We start from the raw sequence: 20,297 nt of genomic DNA, 5'->3' as shown, positions 1-20,297 counted from the left end.
TCGCCAGAAGGGGCATGGAAATGAACAGACATCAAGTCGGTGCGCTGACGTTGATCGTTTTGCAGACGGGATGCAGCTCATGGGTACAGAAACCGGACACCGTACTGATTCGAGAGCATGATCAGAGCAGTTACACGATTCATCATGACGTTGAAACAGTCGCGAAGAATTATTGGGTTTATACAGCCCTCGCGGCGAATGCCTATCACTTGAAATGGCCTGATTACAAGCAACAACTGGTGCAGGCCAATATCAAACAAGTGACCGAGCCCTTATCCAAGCAGTTCGAGCGATCGTGTAAACCTCACAGTGATGTGACGATCCCCACGCCCGGCTGGTACGCATGGACTCAGTTCCCTGGACCCAATCTGGCCAAAAAGGCTGAGAAAGCGAAGTTGTTTTTCAGTGTATGGGAGCATCGAACGGGCAAGGGAAGCAGTGACGTTTCCGAGGTCGCTATCGTTTTTCGTGGTACCGAGGGTGATCAGCATCAGGACTGGGAATCCAATGCTCGCTGGTTCATCCCGACAAAACTGCGTGGCGAAGACCAATACGATATAACGCGAGATATTGTGGCTCGGGTCTTCGAGGATGAAATACAGACCCGCATTCGCCAGCATCGACTGCCGCCTGATGTGAAGGTCGTTGCTTTGGGGCATTCCCTTGGAGGCGGTCTGGCGCAGCAGTTGGCCTATGCAATGCCCAGATCCAGCGAGCACCTGATCAAAGTTTCAAAAGTCGTGGCATTCAACTCCTCCCCTGTCACTGGTTGGCTCGGTACCCAGAATCCCCCCCGCGATGAAAATACTCATGGATTGGAAATCGACCGCGTTTTCGAACATGGCGAAGCGCTCGCTTACGTGCGGTTGGTCATCAATATGATTGTCCCGCCGCAAAAAAGGGATTCGCACGTCAGGGATCTGCGGTTCAACTTCTTGACCAGCGCTGGGGGTGTTTCCAATCATGGAAGCCAGTTCTTTGCCTGTCGCTTCGCGGAAGTGGCGGGGGCAACCAAGGACGTCGTTTATACCGAAAGTTTTGCTGACCAGGCAGTGCCATTGATCTCACCTCCGGCCCCCTGAGGTCGGTCGCTTCGGGGGGGATGAGTTGTACCCCTGAGGCCTTGTGTCCGCCAGCCTAAAAATCCCGATTGACGTTTAATCATATGATGATTAGCTTGGGCATCCACAGCGAACGGCTTCGGAGTGTCCATGTCGAGCAGTTTCCACGCATCAACGGTTGACTGGCTGGGTACCTGGATTGCCGCCGGCCAGGTCAAGCCGGGGCAGGCGATCAAGGTCGAGGCCGATCTGGGCGAGCAACTCGGTGTCAGCCGCACCGTGATCCGCGAAGCCATCAAGACCCTGGTCGCCAAAGGCATGCTCGAAGTCGGGCCGAAAGTCGGCACACGGGTGCTGCCGATCAAGCGCTGGAACCTGTTCGATCCGCAAGTCGTGGGCTGGCTGTCGCGCAGCGGTCTGCCGGAAAACTTCGTCGATGACCTGCTCGACCTGCGCCGCACCATCGAACCGATGGCGGTGCGCTGGGCCTGCGAGCGGGCGACCGTCGAACAGGTGCAAGCCGTGCAGCAGGCCTACAACGCGCTCGAGCGTGCGGTCGACAGCGGCATCGATTACAACCGCGCCGATCAGTTCTTCCACGAATGCATTCTCGCCGCCAGCCACAATCAATTCATCGAGCAAATGGTGCCGGCCCTCGGCGCGCTGCTCGCCGTGTCCTTCGAAGTTTCTGCGGCCGATCCCGATGAATTGCGCCGCACTCTGCCCATCCACAAAGACATGGCCGACGCCATCGCCGCCCGGGATGCCGCGCGCGGGGTGTGGGCCTGCATGACCCTGATCGACAATGCCGACCTGGCCATCAAGCGGTTCTACCCGCAGGTGATGGCCGACAAAAAAGCCAGCTGACAAAAACAACAAGACAGGAGGTTGCATGACGTGGACTGCGGTGACAGAACATCGGGCGCAACTGGGCGAAGGCCCGTTCTGGGATGCGCCGACCCAGGCGCTGTACTGGGTGGACATCGCCGGAAAGCAGGCGCTGCGCCTGATCGGGCAGAACGTGCAGATCTGGCAGATGCCGGAGCACGTCTCGGCGTTCATTCCCTGCGCCAGCGGCGACGCGTTGGTGACCCTGAGCAGCGGCGTCTACCGGCTCGATCTCGATTCCCCCGGACTTGAGCCGCGACTGACGCTGTTCTGCGTCGCCGATCCGCAGCCGGGCAATCGCGCCAACGAAGCACGTTGTGATGGCCAGGGCCGTTTGTGGCTCGGCACCATGCAAAACAACATTGGCGAGCAGGGTCAGGATCTGCCGATCATCCGTCGTTCCGGCGGGCTGTTCCGGATTGATCCGGATAAAAGGGTCACACCCTTGTTACGGGGGCTGGGCATTCCCAACACGCTGCTCTGGAGCGACGACGGCACCACGCTGCTGTTCGGCGACAGCCTCGACAGCACCTTGTACCGCTATTTCATTCACACCGACGGCAACCTCGACACTGCCCAGCCTTGGTACAGCGCCGATCAGCACGGTGGCCCGGACGGTTCGGCGATGGACGCCGAAGGCTACGTGTGGAACGCCCGCTGGGACGGCAGCTGCCTGCTGCGCCTTACACCGGATGGCCAGATCGACCGAAGGATCGAACTGCCGATCAGCCGCCCGACCAGTTGCGTGTTCGGCGGTGCCGACCTGAAAACCCTGTACATCACCAGCGCCAAAAGTCCGCTGAACCATCCGCTGGATGGCGCCGTGCTGTCGCTGCGGGTTGATGTCGCCGGAAAGCTCTGTACGCGTTTCGCAGGATAAATCCCAAAATATGGGATGCAAAATTATATATTGAGATTATTTGGCGGTCGGGTTTATAGTCGGCTCCAGCAGTAACACGCACTCACACTTAAAAAGAACAAAACAGGTGAAGTGATGCAGCGAATTTCCATCGCACTCCACAGCGGAGTCAGCGCTTCGGGCCGTTTCGGCACCGTGGCGTGCGCTCGCCTGTTTTGTTCCAGAAGCCTTCCAGACCGGACATCGTCAGATGCCCGGTTTTTTTATGCTTTCGAACAGGAGTCCTGATTCATGGCTGAACCTCTGTCCCTGCCACCGGTGCCCAAGCCACCGAAAGGTGAGCGCCTGAAAAACAAGGTCGTGCTGCTGACCGGTGCCGCTCAAGGCATCGGCGAAGCAATCGTCGCGACCTTCGCCTCGCAGCAGGCCAAACTGGTGATCAGCGATATCCAGGCTGAAAAGGTCGAGAAAGTCGCTGCGCATTGGCGCGAGCAGGGCGCCGATGTGCAGGCGATCAAGGCCGACGTCTCGCGTCAGCAGGATCTGCACGCCATGGCCAAACTGGCCATCGAGCTGCACGGTCGCATCGACGTGCTGGTGAATTGCGCCGGGGTCAACGTGTTCCGTGATCCGCTGGAAATGACCGAAGAAGACTGGAAACGCTGCTTCGCCATCGACCTCGACGGCGCCTGGTATGGCTGCAAAGCCGTATTGCCGCAGATGATCGAGCAGGGCATCGGCAGCATCATCAACATTGCCTCGACCCATTCCACAAACATCATTCCCGGCTGCTTCCCGTACCCGGTGGCCAAGCATGGCCTGCTCGGGCTGACCCGCGCGCTGGGCATCGAGTACGCGCCGAAGGGCATTCGCGTTAACGCCATCGCCCCTGGTTACATCGAAACCCAGCTCAACGTCGATTACTGGAACGGCTTCGCCGACCCGCACGCCGAACGTCAGCGCGCTTTCGATCTGCATCCACCCAAACGCATCGGTCAGCCGATTGAAGTGGCGATGACCGCCGTGTTTCTGGCCAGCGATGAAGCGCCGTTCATCAATGCCTCGTGCATCACCATCGATGGTGGTCGCTCGGTGATGTACCACGACTGACGAAAGCGGTTTCCAGGTGGAAAGGTCCGCCTGAAATCCAATCATCATACGATATGACTATTGTCGTCATGATTAGCAGGAAACGCTTCGACCGCTTTAACGTTTTTCAAATAACGCTCAAGAAAAATAACAAGGAGTCTGCTTATGAAACGTCGTTTCGGGATTCGTACCCTGTGCAGTACCGCGCTGGCGGTCACTGCGTTCAGCCTGAGCAGTTCGCTGCTGGCCGCCGATCCGGTGAAGATCGGCTTCCTGGTCAAACAGGCCGAAGAGCCGTGGTTCCAGACTGAATGGGCCTTCGCCGAGAAAGCTGCCAAGGACAAAGGCTTCGAGCTGATCAAGATCGCCGTGCCGGACGGCGAGAAAACCCTCTCGGCCATCGACAGCCTCGCGGCCAACGGCGCCAAGGGCTTCGTCATCTGCCCGCCGGATGTGTCCCTCGGCCCGGCGATCATGGCCAAGGCCAAACTCAATGACCTGAAAGTGATCGCCGTCGACGACCGTTTCGTCGACGCCAATGGCAAGTTCATGGAGGACGTGCCGTACCTCGGCATGGCCGCCTTCGAAGTCGGCCAGAAGCAGGGCGCCGCCATGGCCGCCGAGGCGAAAAAGCGTAACTGGGACTGGAAAGACACCTACGCGGTGGTCAACACCTACAACGAACTCGACACCGGCAAGAAGCGCACCGACGGCTCGATGAAGGCCCTCGAAGACGCGGGCATGCCGAAAGATCACATTCTGACCGCCGCCCTGAAAACCCTCGACGTACCGGGCAGCATGGATGCCACCAACTCGGCGCTGGTCAAGCTGCCGAGTGCGGCGAAGAACCTGATCATCGGCGGCATGAACGACAACACCGTGCTCGGCGGCGTGCGCGCCACTGAAGCCGCCGGGTTTGCCGCGGCCAATGTGATCGGCATCGGCATCAACGGCACCGACGCCATCGGCGAACTGAAAAAGCCCAACAGCGGCTTCTACGGTTCAATGCTGCCGAGCCCGCACATCGAAGGCTACAAGACCGCCGAGATGATGCACGAGTGGGTCACCACCGGCAAAGAACCACCGAAGTACACCGCGATGGACGACGTCACCCTGATCACCCGCGACAACTTCAAGCAGGAGCTGGAGAAGATCGGCCTGTGGAACTGACGGCAGCGGCGGCCCGGGCAGCCGGGCCGCTTGAACGGTGTGATGAGGTGGCTTAAATGCACGCGCAAGTACAGACACAAGAACACAGCGCCAGCGGCAGCCTGCGTTTCAACGGGATCGGCAAGACCTTCCCGGGCGTGAAGGCGCTGGACGGCATCAGTTTCGTCGCTCACCCCGGGCAGGTTCACGCCTTGATGGGCGAGAACGGCGCCGGCAAATCGACCCTGCTGAAGATCCTCGGCGGTGCCTACGTTCCGAGCAGCGGCGAGCTGCAGATCGGCGAGCGGACGATGGCGTTCAAGTCCACCGCCGACAGCATCGGCAGCGGCGTGGCGGTGATTCACCAGGAGTTGCATCTGGTGCCGGAAATGACCGTGGCCGAGAACCTGTTTCTCGGTCACCTGCCGGCCAGTTTCGGCCTGATCAATCGCGGCGCGCTGCGCCAGCAAGCCTTGGCTTGCCTCAAAGGCCTGGCCGATGAAATCGACCCGCAGACCAAGGTCGGACGCCTGTCCCTCGGTCAGCGGCAACTGGTTGAAATCGCCAAGGCGCTGTCCCGTGGCGCGCATGTGATTGCCTTTGACGAACCGACCAGCAGCCTTTCGGCGCGGGAAATCGACCGGTTGATGGCGATCATCGGCCGACTGCGCGACGAAGGCAAAGTCGTGCTCTACGTCTCCCATCGCATGGAAGAAGTGTTCCGCATCTGCGACGCGGTGACGGTGTTCAAGGACGGCCGCTACGTGCGCACCTTCGACGACATGAGCCAGTTGACCCATGATCAACTGGTGACCTGCATGGTCGGGCGCGACATTCAGGACATCTACGATTATCGCGGTCGCCCGCGCGGTGCCGTGGCGCTGAGAGTCGATGGATTGCTCGGCCCGGGCCTGCGCGAGCCGATCAGTTTCGATGCGCACAAAGGCGAGATTCTGGGTTTGTTCGGACTGGTCGGGGCCGGGCGCACCGAGCTGTTCCGGCTGCTCAGCGGTCTCGAACGCAACACCGCCGGACGCCTGGAATTGCGCGGTCATGAACTGAAACTGCGTTCGCCCCGCGATGCGATTGCCGCCGGGATTCTGTTGTGCCCGGAAGACCGCAAGAAGGAAGGCATCATCCCGCTCGCCAGCGTCGCCGAGAACATCAACATCAGTGCACGGGGCGCGAACTCCGGGCTCGGTTGCCTGCTGCGCGGGATCTGGGAGAAGGGCAACGCCGACAAACAGATCAAGGCCCTGAAAGTGAAAACGCCCCACGCCGGGCAACAGATCAAGTTCCTGTCCGGGGGCAATCAGCAAAAAGCCATTCTCGGCCGCTGGCTGTCGATGCCGATGAAAGTCCTGCTGCTCGACGAGCCGACCCGGGGCATCGACATCGGCGCCAAGGCTGAGATCTACCAGATCATCCATAACCTGGCCGCCGACGGCATTTCGGTGATCGTGGTGTCCAGCGATCTGATGGAAGTGATGGGCATTTCCGACCGCATTCTGGTGCTGTGCGAGGGCGCCCTGCGTGGCGAAGTCAGCCGCGACCAGGCCAACGAATCCAACCTGCTGCAACTGGCTTTGCCGCGCCACCGCGCTGACGGCGTGGCGAACTGAGAGGTGACTATGATGACAACCCAAAACGAAACCCTGCCGACCGAGCGCAAACCTCTGGACATGCGGCGCTTCCTCGATGACTGGGTGATGCTGCTGGCGGCAGTGGGCATTTTTATCGCCTGCACCTTGCTGATCGACAACTTTCTCTCGCCGCTGAACATGCGTGGCCTGGGTCTGGCGATTTCCACTACCGGGATCGCCGCGTGCACCATGTTGTATTGCTTGGCGTCGGGGCATTTCGACTTGTCGGTGGGTTCGGTGATTGCCTGCGCCGGGGTGGTTGCGGCGGTGGTGATGCGCGACACCAACAGCGTGCTTCTAGGTGTCAGCGCTGCGCTGGTGATGGGGCTGATCGTCGGGTTGATCAACGGCATCGTGATCGCCAAGTTGCGGGTCAACGCGTTGATCACGACGCTGGCGACCATGCAGATCGTCCGTGGCCTGGCCTACATTTTTGCCAACGGCAAAGCGGTGGGCGTCTCGCAGGAATCGTTTTTCGTGTTCGGTAACGGCCAGTTGTTCGGCGTGCCGGTGCCGATCCTGATCACTATCGTCTGCTTCCTGTTTTTCGGCTGGCTGCTGAACTACACGACCTACGGGCGCAACACCATGGCCATCGGCGGCAATCAGGAAGCAGCGTTGCTGGCGGGGGTGAATGTTGACCGTACGAAGATCATCATCTTTGCGGTGCACGGGGTTATTGGTGCGTTGGCGGGGGTGATTCTGGCTTCGCGGATGACTTCAGGGCAGCCGATGATCGGGCAGGGTTTTGAGCTGACGGTGATTTCGGCCTGCGTGCTGGGCGGGGTGTCGCTGAGTGGCGGGATCGGGATGATTCGGCATGTGATTGCCGGGGTGCTGATTCTGGCGATTATCGAGAATGCGATGAACCTGAAGAATATCGACACGTTTTATCAGTATGTGATTCGTGGGTCGATTTTGTTGTTGGCTGTTGTCATTGACCGTCTGAAACAGCGCTGAAATCAAAAGCTCCCTCACCCCAGCCCTCTCCCGGAGGGAGAGGGAGCCGACCGGGTGTCTTGCGCTCTACATTGACCTGAAGAATCCAATCGATTATGGATTCGGCAAAGCCTTTTCAGGTCGACGTACCTCCCGAATATCCCCCATTCAGTTCCCTCTCCCTCCGGGAGAGGGCTAGGCGGGCGGCGTTCCGATGAGGGCGCTCTTGATCTTCCCGCCTTCCGTCACCCCACCCAAAATTTCCCTTGCCCGTCTCAACCCGTTTCGGTTATCAATTTGTACATGATTAGACAGGTACGATTTGACAAGAAACAACGGGTGGTCGACGAGCTCGTCCGACGCATCGAAAGCGGCCTCATGGAGGACGGCTTTCTGTTGCCCGGCGAGCATCAGTTGGCTCAGGAATTCAACGTCAGCCGTGGCACGTTGCGCGAAGCGCTGGCCGAACTGAAGCGGCGCAATTACATCGCCACGCAGAGCGGGGTCGGCTCCATCGTCACGTTTGACGGTGTGGTGCTCGACCAGCGCAGCGGCTGGGCCCAGGCCCTGGCCGACAGCGGGGCGATAATCAATACCGACGTGCTGCGTCTGGAGGCCGTGACTCGTGCGGATCTGCTTGCGCGTTTCGGCTCCGATCAATTCATTCTTCTCGAACGTCGCCGCCGTTCCAACGATGGTACGGCGGTGTCCCTTGAACGCTCTCTGATGCCCGCCAGCGGAGGCCTGGAAAGCCTGCCGCGAGTGGGCCTGATCGATAACTCCCTGACCATCACCCTGGCCGCCTACGGTTACATCGGCGAGCGCGGCGATCAGTGGATCGGTGCCGAACCGCTCAACGCCGTGGATGCCGAACTGCTCGGTCGTCCCGAAGGCACGGTGTTCCTCAAGGCGCTGCGCACCACCTACGATCGGCAAAACCGCTTCATGGAGCAGGTCGAAAGCCTGCTCGACCCGGTGCATTTCCGTCTGCACCTGCAATTTGGAGAATCGAAATGACCGCCCTCGACCGTGCCTTGGGCGCGTTTTACGGCCTGGCCCTGGGCGACGCGCTGGGCATGCCGACCCAATCCCTGAACCGCGAAACCATCAAGCAGCGCTTCGGCCAGATCACTGATCTGCAAGACGCCGGCCCCTTGCAGCCGATTGCCGCGAACATGCCCAAGGGCTCGATTACCGATGACACCGAACAGGCGATTCTGGTCGGCGAGTTGCTGGTTGAAGGCAAGGGCCGGATCGAACCGGCGGTGCTCGCGCAACGGCTGATCGAATGGGAAGCCGAGATGCAGGCCAAGGGCTCGCAGGACTTGCTCGGCCCCTCGACCAAACGCGCAATCGAAATGATCCTCGCCGGCCACTCGCCGGAAGAGGCGGGGCGCTACGGCACCACCAACGGCGCAGCGATGCGCATCACCCCGGTGGGAATCGCGGCGGATGTCGCCGACCCCGAGCGCTTCATTGCGGCGGTGGTGCAGGCCTGTCAGGTCACTCACAACACTACCCTGGGGATATCCAGCGCGGCGGCGGTGGCGGCGGTGGTCTCGGCCGGCATCAACGGTCTGGATCTGGGTGAGGCGCTGAACCTCGGCCAACAGATCGCCCAGCAAGCGGAGTCTCACGGGCACTGGTTGGCCGGCGGGCGTATCGCGTCGCGGATCAGTTGGGCGCGCAGCATCAGTGTCGAGAGCGACCCGGTGTTGCTCGCGGATCTGCTGTACGACGTGATCGGCACCTCGGTGGCGTCGCAGGAATCGGTGGTGGTGTCGTTCGCCCTCGCTCAGCAAGTCGCGGTCGGTGAAATGACGCCGTTCGATGCGCTGTGCATGGCCGCGAGCCTGGGTGGCGACACCGACACCATCGCCGCGATTCTCGGCGCCATGCTCGGGGCCTGCCTGGGCCTGCAGAGCTGGCCGGCGCCGATGATCGAGACGGTGAAGGCCGTCAATGGTCTGGAGCTGGAACCGTTGGTGCAGGGGCTTTTGGCCTTGCGCTGATTGAACTGACGCCATCGCTGGCTTGCCAGCGATGGCCGCGCCGCAAATCCTGAATATTCACCCGCAATGGATCGCGCAGACAGGCCCAGGACGGGCGGGATGTCTTGTCGTTCTGCGTCATTGCCACAACCACAATAAAGGCAAACAGGAGCATTTTTCATGAGTTCATCGACCGCCGGGCAAAGCGCCGGGCAACTGGAAACCCGGGGCATCGAACCGGTGCCGGAAGGCGAGTGCAACGGCCATCCGCTGCAACTGTTCTGGGTCTGGTTCGCTGCCAATATTTCCATCCTCGGCCTGCCGCTGGGCGCCACGCTGGTTGCGTTTCGCGGCCTGGCGATCTGGCAGGCGATCATCGTCGCGATTCTAGGCGCTGCCGGTTCGTTCGCGGTGGTGGGGATCATCTCGATTGCCGGTCGTCGCGGTCGTGCGCCGAGCCTGACCCTGTCGCGGGCGATCTTCGGTGTGCGCGGCAATATCGGCCCGACGCTGGTGTCGCTGATGTCGCGTCTGGGTTGGGAAACCGTCAACACCACCACCGCCGCGTTCGTGCTGCTGTCGTTGTGCTCGATCCTGTTCGGCTCGCCGGTGGAAGCCAAAAGCGCGCCGGTGCTGACCCTGATCTTTATCGCGATTTTCGTGCTGCTGACCCTGTCGGTGTCCGGCCTCGGCCACGCCACCTTGCTGGTGATCCAGAAGTGGGCGACCTACGTGTTCGGCGCGCTGAACATTCTGGTCGGCGGCTTCCTCTGCGCGACCATCGACTGGAGCGCGGTGTTCAACGCCACGCCGGCGCCGATGAGCGCGATGATCATCGGCATTGGCACCATGGCCGCCGGCACCGGAATCGGCTGGGCGAATGCCGGCGCCGACATGTCGCGCTATCAGCATCGCAGCGTCAAAGCCGTGCGCCTGGTGGCTTCGGCGGCGTTCGGCGCGGGGATTCCGCTTGTGCTGCTGATCACCCTCGGCGGTCTGCTGTCCGTGGGCAACAACGACCTCGCTTCGGCCACTGACCCGATCGTGGCGATCCGCGACATGCTGCCAACGTGGATGGCCGTGCCGTACCTGATCACCGCATTCGGAGGCCTGCTGCTGTCGAACAACCTGTCGGTGTACTCCGCCGGCCTGACCACGCTGACCCTCGGCCTGAAGGTCAAACGCGTGTACGCGGTGGTGGTCGACATCGTTGCGATCTTCGCCGGTTCGATCTACTTCATGCTGATCGCCGACAGCTTCTACGGCCCGTTCATTACCTTCATTTCGCTGTTGGCGGTGCCGATCACCGCGTGGGTCGGGATCTTCGTGGTCGACCTGATTCACCGTCACTACTACAGCCCCAAAGACCTGCTCGACGTCAGCCCGAGCAGCGCCTACTGGTACAGCGGCGGCATCGAGTGGCGCGCGTTCGGCGCATGGGCGATCGCGATCGTGCTGGGCTTCAGTTTCACCACCATCGGCACCACGGCTGAAAATGTCTGGTTCAAGGGCTTCCTGTCCGACTCGTGGCTGGGCCACAACGGCCTCGGCTGGATCGTGACGTTCGTGGTCGCCGGCGGCATTTACTTCGTACTCGGCGGGGCGAGAGATCGCCGCGCTGCGCAACCCGAGAATGCCCATGCCTAAGATGTTGCACACCGGCCAGGTCATCATCGACCTGGTCATGGCCGTGGAGGCGCTGCCGCAAATCGGCGGTGACGTGCTGGCGCAGTCCGCCAGTTTCGAAGCCGGCGGCGGCTTCAATGTGATGGCTGCCGCTGCGCGCAACGGCTTGCCGGTGGTCTATCTAGGTCGTCATGGCAATGGGCGTTTCGGTGATCTGGCACGGCAGGCGATGAACGCCGAAGGCATCCGCATCGGCATCGAACAACCTGCAGAACGTGACACCGGGATCTGCGTGGCGCTGACCGATGCGTCGGCCGAGCGCAGTTTCATTTCCTACATCGGTGCGGAAGGCGAGGTCACGACGGCGGAGCTGAACAGCGTCGCCGCCGAGACGGGGGACTACGTCTACGTCAGCGGCTACAGCCTGCTACACAGCGGCAAGGCCCAGGCGTTGCTGGACTGGACGCTGGCGCTGCCGAAGACGATCAACGTGGTGTTCGATCCTGGCCCGCTAGTGGAATCGCCGGACTCACCGATGATGCAGGCGCTGCTGCCGCGCATCGATGTGTGGACCAGCAACAGCGTCGAGGCGTTGCGCTTTACTGACGCGACGGACATCGAAACCGCGCTGGACCGATTGACCGTGCACCTGCCACGAAATGTGCTGATGGTAGTGCGCGACGGCCCGCAGGGTTGCTGGATTCATCAGCGCGGTGAACGTCAGCATGTGCCAGGTTTCAAGGTGCAGGCGGTGGACAGCAATGGTGCGGGCGATGCGCACGCCGGGGTATTTGTTGCCGGGCTGGCGCAAGGGCTTGCAGCTCACGAAGCCGCAAGGCGCGCCAACGCTGCGGCTGCGTTAGCGGTCACTCGCTGGGGCCCGGCGACCGCTCCTGGCACGGCCGAGGTTGATGTGCTGATCAGCAAAAAATGCACTGACTGAACGATCGCAATCGCTGGCTTGCCAGCGATAAGGCCTTCAGCCGTTACATCCAGTCTGGACCTAGCCGGCTCTGCGCAACGCCGCAATCAACTCATCCTTTCGCATCGACGAACGCCCGGGGATTTTCCGCTCCCGGGCCTCCTTGCGCAGGCTGTCGACCGTCTGCACTTCGCGTGAAGCCTTGCTGTCGCGCGAATGTCCCTCACGGCTTACTGTCGCGCGCCGCGCCGACTCCTTGCGATCTGAAGCTTTGGCGCTGGCAGGTTTCCGGCGCCCGGAACCTCCGGCCTTCTCGCCGCCGCCGGACTGTTTGTTCACAGTCGCCCAGGCGCGGGCTTCAGCTTCGTCCTTGGACATCCCTTTGTTCTGATAGCTGTCTTCAATGTGTTCGGCTTTGCGCTTCTGTTCTTCAGTGTATTTGGCTTTGCTTCCACGAGGCATGGCGAGTCTCCTGGTGGCTGGATGAATCTCGGTATGAACCGGCGCAGGCAATGCATTCGAACACTGCATGCGCCAGTGACCGCATGCGTCAGGTATCGAGTTTACGGGCCGCTTCCACACCTGCAGCGCTGAGCTTGATCGGCAGATTCAGCGAATGTTCTCCCGCTTCGTTGCAAGTGATGTGTCCGTGGTGAATCAGTCCACGCTCCTGCAGGGCAGCGAGGGCACTGGCCACGACTTTCTCGCCGCGATAATTGTCCAGCACCTCTTTGCCGAGGCCGCTCGGGTGAGCATGCAACAGGCGGGTGAGGACTTCTTTTTCCAGGTTTTTATCGACGTTCATGGTTACCTCTTCAGGGAAGTGGATAAGACACGTTGCGTGGATGAAGCACGGATCACTGACCTGCGCCTTCAGAGCCCGAACCACCCGTGGTGGTTTTCGGGCCGACGCCGGGACCTGCGTTGTCGGGGGCGGCCGGAGCGTCGGGGGTGTTCATCCCGCCCTGACGACCGGGATCGCTGCCCTGGGTGCGAGGATCGGTTCCCGTCGCGGGTGGCTGATTGATCAGCGGAACACCCGAGCCGTCGGTATTCATACCGGGGGCGCTGTTGATGGCGGGGGCTCTTGGCTGGGTAACCGGATCGGTCGGCCCGGTCCCGGCAGCGGTAGTCGAGGCGGCGAATACCGCCGGGCTGAGGAGGGTAGTGAATACGAGCGCAGTCAACCTTGACGAGATCATAGAGTGTCTCCAGTGATTGAAATCCTTACCTCCTTTTGGTCTGCCGTCGTGAAAGATTGGTGCCTGATGATCGACGAACGGTTCAGAAGGGCTGAGTGCTTTCGAGGCCGATCTCTTCCTTGAATTGCTCCATAAAATCTTTCAAGCGTCGATGGCGTAGCTGTGCCAGACGTTGACCGGCAACGGTCTGGAAACCGTCGGCGAGGTGCAGCAGTTTGGTCTGGAAATGATCGAGGCAGAATCGCTTGTCGTCGTAGTCCCTTTCCCGGGCCTCGGGATCGTGCGGGTCGTACAGCGCGCTGCCCATGCGCCCGGCGGTGTAGAAGGTGCGGGCGACGCCGAGTATGCCGAGGGAGTCGAGACGGTCGGCGTCCTGCATCAGTCGGGCTTCGAGGGTGGTCGGTGTGATGTTGGCGGAAAAGCTGTGGGCTTCGATGGCGTGGGTGACGGCGTCAATTTTGGCGTCGGGCCAATGCATGTTCGCCAGCACCTTCGAAGCTTTTTCCGCTGCCAGGCGCGATGCCTGTGAGCGCAGCGGCGAGTTCTTTTCCACCGCGACGCAATCGTGCAGCAACACCGCTGCCAGAAGGACTTCAAGGTCGCCGCCTTCGTCGGCCTGCAAGGTGCGCGCGCTGTGCCAGACCCGTTGCAGATGCGACAGGTCATGAGCGCCGTCTTCCGACGGTTCCAGCGCGTGGGGCAGCAGTTCGGCGGCGAGCTCCGTGAGAGGTGAAAAAACGAGATTGTTCATGGGAGTCCTTGCGAGTCATCGGCCGCGCTAGCCTAATCCGTGGATTGCCATGTGACGAGCGCCGCGCGCCGCCTTAGTATGGCGTTTTCCTTTTTCCGACAAGGCCCGTCCATGACGATCGAGATCCGCCCGGCGACCCCCAGCGATGCACCGCAAATCCTCGCGTTCATCACCGAATTGGCAGACTTCGAAAAGGCCCGTCACGAAGTCATCGCCAGCGTCGCGGACATTGAACGCAGCCTGTTCAGCGAAGGCGCCACGGCACATGGCCTGATCTGCCTGCGCGACGGCTTGCCGATCGGTTTTGCGGTGTTCTTCTTCAGCTATTCGACCTGGCTGGGCAGCAACTGCCTGTACCTCGAAGACCTCTACATCACTCCGGAACAACGGGGCGGCGGCGCCGGCAAAACCCTGCTGCGCCACCTCGCGAAAATCGCCTGCGCCAACGACTGCGGCCGCTTCGAATGGAGCGTGCTGGACTGGAACACCCCGGCCATCGAATTCTACAAATCCCTCGGCGCCCAGCCGCAGGAAGAGTGGGTGCGTTATCGCATGGATGGCAAGGTATTGCGCGAATTTGCCGAGGGCTGAACAAATAGTGGCAATCTGATTGCTGATTCGATTGTCCAAACCGCTCTGGTCCGGCATTCTACGCGCCATTTTTGCGCGCTCACGGACGACACCTGCAATGCCTCTGGCACTCTTTCTCCACGCCCGTGGAGCCTTCGCTGCGTCAACGAGTGACCGGCGATGAGCGGACTACGGGCGTCGATCCGTCTGTACGGCCTGGTCAAAAACCTCGGCTCAAGCGACAACCCGAACCGCCAACCGGTGGACATCCTCTGCACCCTCAACCGCCTGGGGGGCAAGGCCATCCGTGCGTTTGTCTCGCGCCTCGATGCCGAGCTGATGTCACGCAGTGCGGGCTTCGACGACTACCGCGTGATACCGCTGCGCACGTTCGATCCGAACGGATTCATCGATGCACATCAAGGCTGGCTGACCCTGCACGTGTGCTGCGGTTTTGTCGCGCCTGCGGGACAATCGATTTTCCACCAAAGCGTGCTGTCGCCGATGGGCTGGTATGTCTACTCGCAAACCGGCCGCTGGACAGCCGAGCGTTATCTGGAACTCGGCCCGCAGATGGCCGAGCTGCTGCAAACCACCTACGACCAGCATCGACTGACCGGCTACAACACCTGGCTCACCAACTCGACGACGCTACATCCGCCGAGTTGAACTGGTTTGCCGATGAAGCCTGGCAACAACTGCAAACCCTTACACCTCCGAACAGCCGCGAGCATTGTCACGCGCTGTTTGATTCCGTCGACAACCGCTGGCGTTTCGCCGCGACCGACGTCGATCTCTATCAGCCTCACCCGGAACCTCTGAAGCAAGGAGCTTTGAATTGAGTGGCAAACCCGCTGCACGCGTCACCGACCCAACCGCCTGCCCACTGCCGGGCCACGGCAACAACCCGATCGTCTCCGGTTCGCCGGACGTGTTCTTCGACGGACTCCCCGCTGCGCGAATGACCGATAAATCGGCGTGCGGCAGCCCGATCACCGGCGGTGTTTCCGCCACGGTCTTCATCAACGGCCTGAATGCCGCGATGCTCGACAGCACCGGCGGGCATGGCAATGTCGTAGTCGGTGGGTCGGGGACGGTGATTATTGGACAGAGCGGGGGAGGGGCGGCGTTTAGTGGGTTGTTGCCGATGCCGGTGCATTTCAATGATCGGATGCAGGTGATTAACGAAATTACTGGTGAGCCCATGCCAAATCACCCTTACGCGATTCAACGCGCTGATGGGAGCGTGGAGCACGGCGTAACCAATGACGCGGGCTTCACCCATACGGTGAGTTCGCATTTGCCTGAGTCGATCAAGCTGTTCGTGGAGTAGGAAACGTATGACAGCTGAAAATCCTGCTCTGAAAGGGTGTAAAAGACTGGTCGTGACCCACGACCTGACCTGCAAAACGGACGGAACAGTCAAGCAGGCCACGATCACTCCCAAAAAGATTGTTCTGTTTTTTGTGGGTGGTGCGGGTGATAAAGAAAGTTATTACGGCACAGGCCCCAATAATAACGTTGCTGACGTCATGAAGGTGTTTGTCAGGGATATGGAGGCTGAGGGTATTTGTTCTGATAATTATGATGCCCACCATATTGGTTATAACTATTTTATTAGTGATGATGATCTGAAAAAGAATGTGCTGGAGAAGATTGCTGATGTGACCACGCCTGTATATATCATTGGGCATAGCTTGGGCGGTTGGAATGGTGCGCACATGTCAGCTGTATTGACTGATAAGGGGTATCGAATTCCGTGTCTGGTTACACTCGATCCGGTTGGCGAAGGAAAAATCGTGTGGGGGGGTTCTAGCATCTACCGTCAGGAACCGAAGCCGAAGGCGGAATATTGGGTTAACGTCAGAGCCGATGCCAAAGACTGGAATTTTTCCGATCTCGTAGCCGATTTTGGAGAGCAATGGGATATGAAAAGTGGGCCCAATATGAACGGGCGAGTGAATGTGAATCACGCCGATGCCTGGGTTATCTACACATCAGTCCTGCAAAGTGGCATCTCGGCCAGAGACGCTTTGATGCAGGTTGTTGTTACTCATTTTAAAGGACGGAAATGTGCGTAATATAATTTTATGCATGGCTTTCTTGCTTTGCACTTCCTGTGCGATAAATCATGGCAAGCCCATTGCTCATTTACAATACGTTGGTGTTGAACGTTATTTGGATAGGGCCATTTATCAGGTGCGTTTCTCGTCCGATGTTGATGTTGTCAATCTTTTCAAATCAAAAATAAGCCAGACGCTGATGTGTTCTTTTGAGGGCGATTTTGATTTTTCGGCAACTCACTCTGCGGGTAGATATGGAGAGGGTTTTATCGAGCCTGAAATTTCAAGTGCCGGGCCGGTTTTCAGGGCGGATGTTTTATTTTTCGAAAGAAAAAACGATACCAGTGAAAAAATCATTGAAGGTGAGGCGTTGAGGTCTTTATTAGTGGGCCGAGAGTCTATTGTCTGTAAGGTCAGAATTAATTCCTACTCCTATAAAATATATTTGTCGGAGGACATGAAGGTTCCAACGGCAGATCTGTTAAGAGAGATCGATAAGTTTTAAACGGGCTGCGATTGCTGCTCAGCTAGCTGTCCGATTTTTTAGGAATTCGAATCCCAAAATATGGGATGCAAAATTACATATTGAGATTTTCCATCTGGGAGGTCTATAGTCCAGCTCACTCACTGCCAATAACAAAACAGGTGAAGCGATGCTGGCGCAATTGATCGCGCTCGATTGGGGGACGACCTCACTACGTGCTTACAAACTCGCGGCGGGCGGGCAGGTGCTGGCGCAGCGGTCGCTGTCGTTCGGGATCATGCAGTTGCCGAAGACGCCGCGGGTCATCAACGGTCGTGAATGCGCCGAGGGTTTTGAACTGGCGTTCGACGAGGCGTGCGGCGACTGGCTCGACGCGCAACCCGGCTTGCCGGTGATCGCTTGTGGCATGGTCGGCAGCGCTCAGGGCTGGCGCGAAGCGTCCTACCGCGATACGCCGGCCAACGTCGCCGATCTCGGAAAATCCCTGCAAACCGTTCGCAGTCTTCGCGGTGTCGATGTGCACATCGTGCCGGGTGTGATTCAGCGCTCGACGCTGCCGAACGTGATGCGCGGCGAAGAAACCCAGGTCCTCGGCGTCCTGCAGAATCTGCCGGTCGAGGCGGGCAACGATCTGCTGATCGGCCTGCCGGGCAGTCATTCGAAATGGGTGGAAGTGGCCGACGGCTGCATCACCCGCTTCGACACCTTCATGACCGGCGAAGTGTTCGCCGTGCTCAGCGAACACAGCATTCTCGGCCGTACCCAACAGCACAGCGCGACGTTCGACGCCGAGGCCTTCGATCGCGGCGTGCAGGTGGCGTTGTCGGCAGAGGGCGACATCGGCGTGCTGTCGACCCTGTTCAGCGCCCGCAGCCTGGGCCTGACCGGTGAACTCAGCGCCACCGCTCAACCGGACTATCTGTCCGGCCTGCTGATCGGCCATGAACTGACGGCGCTGGCCGCCGTGCAACGGCGCCGACGCAACAGCACACATCTTCCTTCGATCATCCTCATCGGCAACGCGCAGTTGTGCGCCCGCTACAGCCGGGCCCTCGACGCCTGCGGTTTTGCCCGGGTGACCCTGGCCGAGCAAGCCACCGAGCGTGGTCTGTGGCAACTGGCGCTCGCCGCCGGACTGATCGATTCCTCATCCCGTTAACCCTGACTGGAGGCCTGACATGCTCAAGCAAGCACTGGCGCAAAACGGTCTGATCGCGATCCTGCGCGGCCTGCATCCGCAGGAAGCCGCCGCTGTCGGAGAAGTCCTGTATGCGGCCGGATTTCGCGTCATCGAAGTACCGCTCAATTCCCCTGCGCCGTACGAAAGCATTCGCATCCTGCGTAAGACCCTGCCCGCCGATTGCCTGATCGGTGCCGGCACGGTGCTGACCCCGGAACAGGTCGAACGGGTGAAGGAGGCTGGCGGCCAAGTCATCGTCATGCCCCACAGCGATGCCAAGGTGTTGCGGGCAGCGAAAGCGGCGGGGCTGTACCTGTCGCCGGGCGTTGCCACACCGACCGAAGCCTTCGCGGCGCTGGAGGAGGGCGCGGACATTCTCAAGCTGTTCCCGGCCGAACAGATGGGCCCGGCAGTGGTGAAAGCCTGGCTGGCGGTGTTGCCCGTCGGAACGATTCTGGCGCCGGTCGGCGGCATTACCCCGGACAACATGCAGGCGTTCACCGACGCCGGCGTCAAAGGCTTCGGCCTCGGTTCCGGGCTGTTCAAACCGGGCATGACGACTGAGCAAGTGGCGGCCAATGCCAAGGCCTACGTGGCGGCCTGGAAAGCCCTTCGCTAAGACTTTTCCGGCGCTGCGTGCGCTGCATCTAACAAGAGAGACAAGCAGATGAAAATCACCAAACTCACCACCTTCATCGTCCCGCCGCGCTGGTGCTTCCTGAAAGTCGAAACCGACGAGGGCGTGACCGGTTGGGGCGAGCCCGTGGTCGAAGGGCGCGCCCATACGGTCGCCGCTGCTGTTGAGGAATTGTCCGACTACCTGATCGGCAAAGACCCACGCAACATTGAAGACATCTGGACTGTGCTGTATCGCGGCGGCTTCTACCGCGGCGGCGCGATCCATATGAGCGCATTGGCCGGCATCGATCAGGCGTTGTGGGATATCAAGGGCAAGGCGCTGGGTGTGTCGGTCAGCGACCTGCTCGGTGGTCAGGTGCGGGACAAGATCCGCGTGTATTCGTGGATCGGCGGTGACCGTCCGGCGGACACCGCGCGGGCCGCTAAAGAGGCGGTGGGTCGTGGTTTCACTGCGGTGAAAATGAACGGCACCGAAGAGCTGCAATTCCTCGATACCTTCGAAAAGGTCGATCTGGCCCTGGCCAACGTTGCCGCCGTACGTGATGCGGTGGGGCCGCACGTCGGCATCGGCGTCGACTTCCATGGACGGGTGCACAAACCCATGGCCAAGGTACTGATGAAGGAACTCGACCCGTACAAACTGATGTTCATCGAGGAACCGGTGCTCAGCGAAAACTACGAAGCGCTGAAAGAGCTGGCACCGCTGACCAGTACCCCGATCGCACTTGGCGAGCGACTGTTTTCGCGGTGGGACTTTAAACGTGTGTTGAGCGAAGGTTACGTCGACATCATCCAGCCGGATGCGTCCCACGCCGGTGGCATCACCGAGACCCGCAAGATCGCCAACATGGCTGAAGCCTACGACGTGGCGCTGGCATTGCACTGCCCCCTGGGGCCGATTGCGCTGGCGGCGTGTCTGCAACTGGACGCCGCTTGTTACAACGCGTTTATCCAGGAGCAGAGCCTGGGCATCCATTACAACGAGAGCAATGACCTGCTCGACTATGTGAAGGATCCACGGGTGTTCGACTATGACAAGGGCTTCGTGAAAATCCCCAACGGCCCGGGCCTGGGAATCGAGATCAACGAGGAATACGTGATCGAACGCGCGGCGGTCGGCCACCGCTGGCGCAACCCGATCTGGCGCCATGCCGATGGCAGTTTTGCCGAGTGGTGATTCGCTGATTCTTTGCCGTGAGCTCGACGAGAACTACGGGATCGTTCCCACGCAGAGCGTGGGA

23 protein-coding genes are annotated in these 20,297 nt (G+C 60.2%); 19 read left to right on the top strand and 4 right to left on the bottom strand.

Going from position 1 to position 20,297, the window contains the following annotated elements:
* Positions 1-20 precede the first annotated feature (20 nt).
* The 11 genes from L6D82_RS14390 (at position 21) to L6D82_RS14340 (ending at position 12,188) form a co-directional block, all read left to right on the top strand.
* Positions 21-1,082, top strand: coding sequence for a DUF6792 domain-containing protein (locus L6D82_RS14390; RefSeq protein ID WP_236189785.1), 1,062 nt, complete (start codon positions 21-23; stop codon positions 1,080-1,082).
* A gap of 129 nt (positions 1,083-1,211) precedes the next feature.
* Positions 1,212-1,928, top strand: a complete 717-nt coding sequence (locus L6D82_RS14385; protein ID WP_236189783.1) for a FadR/GntR family transcriptional regulator — start codon at positions 1,212-1,214, stop codon at positions 1,926-1,928.
* 25 nt (positions 1,929-1,953) lie between these two features.
* Positions 1,954-2,829, top strand: a complete 876-nt coding sequence (locus tag L6D82_RS14380; RefSeq protein WP_236189781.1) for an SMP-30/gluconolactonase/LRE family protein — start codon at positions 1,954-1,956, stop codon at positions 2,827-2,829.
* A gap of 270 nt (positions 2,830-3,099) precedes the next feature.
* The gene (locus L6D82_RS14375) at positions 3,100-3,918 is read left to right on the top strand and encodes an SDR family oxidoreductase (protein WP_236189778.1); all 819 of its coding nucleotides are present in this window, start codon (positions 3,100-3,102) and stop codon (positions 3,916-3,918) included.
* Between the two features lie 144 nt (positions 3,919-4,062).
* On the top strand, positions 4,063-5,067 hold the full coding sequence (locus L6D82_RS14370) for a substrate-binding domain-containing protein (protein WP_085745050.1): 1,005 nt from the start codon (positions 4,063-4,065) through the stop codon (positions 5,065-5,067).
* A 56-nt stretch (positions 5,068-5,123) separates the two neighbouring features.
* Positions 5,124-6,668: an L-arabinose ABC transporter ATP-binding protein AraG gene (gene araG / locus L6D82_RS14365; protein ID WP_102686503.1), complete on the top strand. Its 1,545-nt coding sequence runs from the start codon at positions 5,124-5,126 to the stop codon at positions 6,666-6,668.
* 12 nt (positions 6,669-6,680) lie between these two features.
* Entirely contained in the window at positions 6,681-7,649 is a 969-nt protein-coding gene (gene araH / locus L6D82_RS14360) for an L-arabinose ABC transporter permease AraH (RefSeq protein WP_102686523.1), read from the top strand.
* A gap of 282 nt (positions 7,650-7,931) precedes the next feature.
* Positions 7,932-8,645 carry a GntR family transcriptional regulator gene (locus L6D82_RS14355; protein WP_129973710.1) on the top strand — a complete coding sequence of 238 codons (714 nt, stop codon included), beginning with the start codon at positions 7,932-7,934 and terminating at the stop codon, positions 8,643-8,645.
* Positions 8,642-9,640 (top strand): ADP-ribosylglycohydrolase family protein, encoded by a 999-nt coding sequence (locus tag L6D82_RS14350; protein ID WP_236189776.1) that lies wholly within the window; start codon positions 8,642-8,644, stop codon positions 9,638-9,640. Before L6D82_RS14355 ends, L6D82_RS14350 begins: the two co-directional genes overlap by 4 nt.
* Before the next feature lie 159 nt (positions 9,641-9,799).
* Positions 9,800-11,266 (top strand): purine-cytosine permease family protein, encoded by a 1,467-nt coding sequence (locus L6D82_RS14345; RefSeq protein ID WP_236189761.1) that lies wholly within the window; start codon positions 9,800-9,802, stop codon positions 11,264-11,266.
* The gene (locus tag L6D82_RS14340; RefSeq protein ID WP_102686500.1) at positions 11,259-12,188 is read left to right on the top strand and encodes a PfkB family carbohydrate kinase; all 930 of its coding nucleotides are present in this window, start codon (positions 11,259-11,261) and stop codon (positions 12,186-12,188) included. Before L6D82_RS14345 ends, L6D82_RS14340 begins: the two co-directional genes overlap by 8 nt.
* A 60-nt stretch (positions 12,189-12,248) precedes the next feature.
* Here the strand turns inward: L6D82_RS14340 and L6D82_RS14335 are convergent, their stop codons facing one another.
* The 4 genes from L6D82_RS14335 to L6D82_RS14320 all read right to left on the bottom strand — a co-directional run bounded on the left by L6D82_RS14335 (position 12,249) and on the right by L6D82_RS14320 (position 14,120).
* The gene (locus tag L6D82_RS14335) at positions 12,249-12,629 is read right to left on the bottom strand and encodes a Rho termination factor N-terminal domain-containing protein (protein ID WP_064383457.1); all 381 of its coding nucleotides are present in this window, start codon (positions 12,627-12,629) and stop codon (positions 12,249-12,251) included.
* A gap of 88 nt (positions 12,630-12,717) precedes the next feature.
* Positions 12,718-12,972, bottom strand: a complete 255-nt coding sequence (locus L6D82_RS14330; RefSeq protein WP_011335416.1) for a hypothetical protein — start codon at positions 12,970-12,972, stop codon at positions 12,718-12,720.
* A 52-nt stretch (positions 12,973-13,024) separates the two neighbouring features.
* Positions 13,025-13,369, bottom strand: coding sequence for a hypothetical protein (locus L6D82_RS14325; protein WP_236189758.1), 345 nt, complete (start codon positions 13,367-13,369; stop codon positions 13,025-13,027).
* An 82-nt stretch (positions 13,370-13,451) separates the two neighbouring features.
* Positions 13,452-14,120, bottom strand: coding sequence for an HD domain-containing protein (locus L6D82_RS14320; protein WP_236189756.1), 669 nt, complete (start codon positions 14,118-14,120; stop codon positions 13,452-13,454).
* Positions 14,121-14,231: 111 nt separating this feature from the next.
* Here L6D82_RS14320 and L6D82_RS14315 point away from each other — a divergent pair, with 111 nt between their 5' ends.
* From L6D82_RS14315 to dgoD, 8 genes are all read left to right on the top strand, one after another.
* A complete protein-coding gene (locus L6D82_RS14315) occupies positions 14,232-14,711 on the top strand; it encodes a GNAT family N-acetyltransferase (protein WP_041475599.1) in 480 nt (159 codons plus the stop codon).
* A 159-nt stretch (positions 14,712-14,870) separates the two neighbouring features.
* Positions 14,871-15,359 (top strand): hypothetical protein, encoded by a 489-nt coding sequence (locus L6D82_RS14310; RefSeq protein WP_236189754.1) that lies wholly within the window; start codon positions 14,871-14,873, stop codon positions 15,357-15,359.
* A gap of 169 nt (positions 15,360-15,528) precedes the next feature.
* The gene (locus tag L6D82_RS14305) at positions 15,529-16,023 is read left to right on the top strand and encodes a PAAR domain-containing protein (RefSeq protein WP_074688083.1); all 495 of its coding nucleotides are present in this window, start codon (positions 15,529-15,531) and stop codon (positions 16,021-16,023) included.
* A gap of 7 nt (positions 16,024-16,030) precedes the next feature.
* Positions 16,031-16,771 (top strand): alpha/beta hydrolase family protein, encoded by a 741-nt coding sequence (locus tag L6D82_RS14300; protein WP_236189752.1) that lies wholly within the window; start codon positions 16,031-16,033, stop codon positions 16,769-16,771.
* Positions 16,764-17,258: a hypothetical protein gene (locus tag L6D82_RS14295; protein ID WP_129972527.1), complete on the top strand. Its 495-nt coding sequence runs from the start codon at positions 16,764-16,766 to the stop codon at positions 17,256-17,258. Before L6D82_RS14300 ends, L6D82_RS14295 begins: the two co-directional genes overlap by 8 nt.
* A gap of 148 nt (positions 17,259-17,406) precedes the next feature.
* Positions 17,407-18,396: a 2-dehydro-3-deoxygalactonokinase gene (locus L6D82_RS14290; protein ID WP_236189751.1), complete on the top strand. Its 990-nt coding sequence runs from the start codon at positions 17,407-17,409 to the stop codon at positions 18,394-18,396.
* 19 nt (positions 18,397-18,415) lie between these two features.
* Positions 18,416-19,036: a 2-dehydro-3-deoxy-6-phosphogalactonate aldolase gene (locus tag L6D82_RS14285; RefSeq protein ID WP_236189749.1), complete on the top strand. Its 621-nt coding sequence runs from the start codon at positions 18,416-18,418 to the stop codon at positions 19,034-19,036.
* Between the two features lie 48 nt (positions 19,037-19,084).
* Complete coding sequence (gene dgoD / locus L6D82_RS14280) at positions 19,085-20,233, top strand: galactonate dehydratase (protein ID WP_102717086.1); 1,149 nt, start codon at positions 19,085-19,087, stop codon at positions 20,231-20,233.
* Positions 20,234-20,297: the final 64 nt, after the last annotated feature.

Source organism: Pseudomonas paraglycinae (assembly GCF_021601625.1).
In the GTDB taxonomy this organism is placed as follows: domain Bacteria; phylum Pseudomonadota; class Gammaproteobacteria; order Pseudomonadales; family Pseudomonadaceae; genus Aquipseudomonas; species Aquipseudomonas paraglycinae.
The sequence above is the reverse complement of the archived record's forward strand: the minus strand, read 5'-3'. Positions and strand labels throughout refer to the sequence as shown.

Bases quoted from the DNA above. Each gene is read 5' to 3' on its own strand.
- L6D82_RS14390 (WP_236189785.1), top strand. From the start codon at position 21: ATGAACAGACATCAAGTCGGTGCGCTGACGTTGATCGTTTTGCAGACG.
- L6D82_RS14385 (WP_236189783.1), top strand. From the start codon at position 1,212: ATGTCGAGCAGTTTCCACGCATCAACGGTTGACTGGCTGGGTACCTGG.
- L6D82_RS14380 (WP_236189781.1), top strand. From the start codon at position 1,954: ATGACGTGGACTGCGGTGACAGAACATCGGGCGCAACTGGGCGAAGGC.
- L6D82_RS14375 (WP_236189778.1), top strand. From the start codon at position 3,100: ATGGCTGAACCTCTGTCCCTGCCACCGGTGCCCAAGCCACCGAAAGGT.
- L6D82_RS14370 (WP_085745050.1), top strand. From the start codon at position 4,063: ATGAAACGTCGTTTCGGGATTCGTACCCTGTGCAGTACCGCGCTGGCG.
- araG (WP_102686503.1), top strand. From the start codon at position 5,124: ATGCACGCGCAAGTACAGACACAAGAACACAGCGCCAGCGGCAGCCTG.
- araH (WP_102686523.1), top strand. From the start codon at position 6,681: ATGACAACCCAAAACGAAACCCTGCCGACCGAGCGCAAACCTCTGGAC.
- L6D82_RS14355 (WP_129973710.1), top strand. From the start codon at position 7,932: ATGATTAGACAGGTACGATTTGACAAGAAACAACGGGTGGTCGACGAG.
- L6D82_RS14350 (WP_236189776.1), top strand. From the start codon at position 8,642: ATGACCGCCCTCGACCGTGCCTTGGGCGCGTTTTACGGCCTGGCCCTG.
- L6D82_RS14345 (WP_236189761.1), top strand. From the start codon at position 9,800: ATGAGTTCATCGACCGCCGGGCAAAGCGCCGGGCAACTGGAAACCCGG.
- L6D82_RS14340 (WP_102686500.1), top strand. From the start codon at position 11,259: ATGCCTAAGATGTTGCACACCGGCCAGGTCATCATCGACCTGGTCATG.
- L6D82_RS14335 (WP_064383457.1), bottom strand. From the start codon at position 12,629: ATGCCTCGTGGAAGCAAAGCCAAATACACTGAAGAACAGAAGCGCAAA.
- L6D82_RS14330 (WP_011335416.1), bottom strand. From the start codon at position 12,972: ATGAACGTCGATAAAAACCTGGAAAAAGAAGTCCTCACCCGCCTGTTG.
- L6D82_RS14325 (WP_236189758.1), bottom strand. From the start codon at position 13,369: ATGATCTCGTCAAGGTTGACTGCGCTCGTATTCACTACCCTCCTCAGC.
- L6D82_RS14320 (WP_236189756.1), bottom strand. From the start codon at position 14,120: ATGAACAATCTCGTTTTTTCACCTCTCACGGAGCTCGCCGCCGAACTG.
- L6D82_RS14315 (WP_041475599.1), top strand. From the start codon at position 14,232: ATGACGATCGAGATCCGCCCGGCGACCCCCAGCGATGCACCGCAAATC.
- L6D82_RS14310 (WP_236189754.1), top strand. From the start codon at position 14,871: ATGAGCGGACTACGGGCGTCGATCCGTCTGTACGGCCTGGTCAAAAAC.
- L6D82_RS14300 (WP_236189752.1), top strand. From the start codon at position 16,031: ATGACAGCTGAAAATCCTGCTCTGAAAGGGTGTAAAAGACTGGTCGTG.
- L6D82_RS14290 (WP_236189751.1), top strand. From the start codon at position 17,407: ATGCTGGCGCAATTGATCGCGCTCGATTGGGGGACGACCTCACTACGT.
- L6D82_RS14285 (WP_236189749.1), top strand. From the start codon at position 18,416: ATGCTCAAGCAAGCACTGGCGCAAAACGGTCTGATCGCGATCCTGCGC.
- dgoD (WP_102717086.1), top strand. From the start codon at position 19,085: ATGAAAATCACCAAACTCACCACCTTCATCGTCCCGCCGCGCTGGTGC.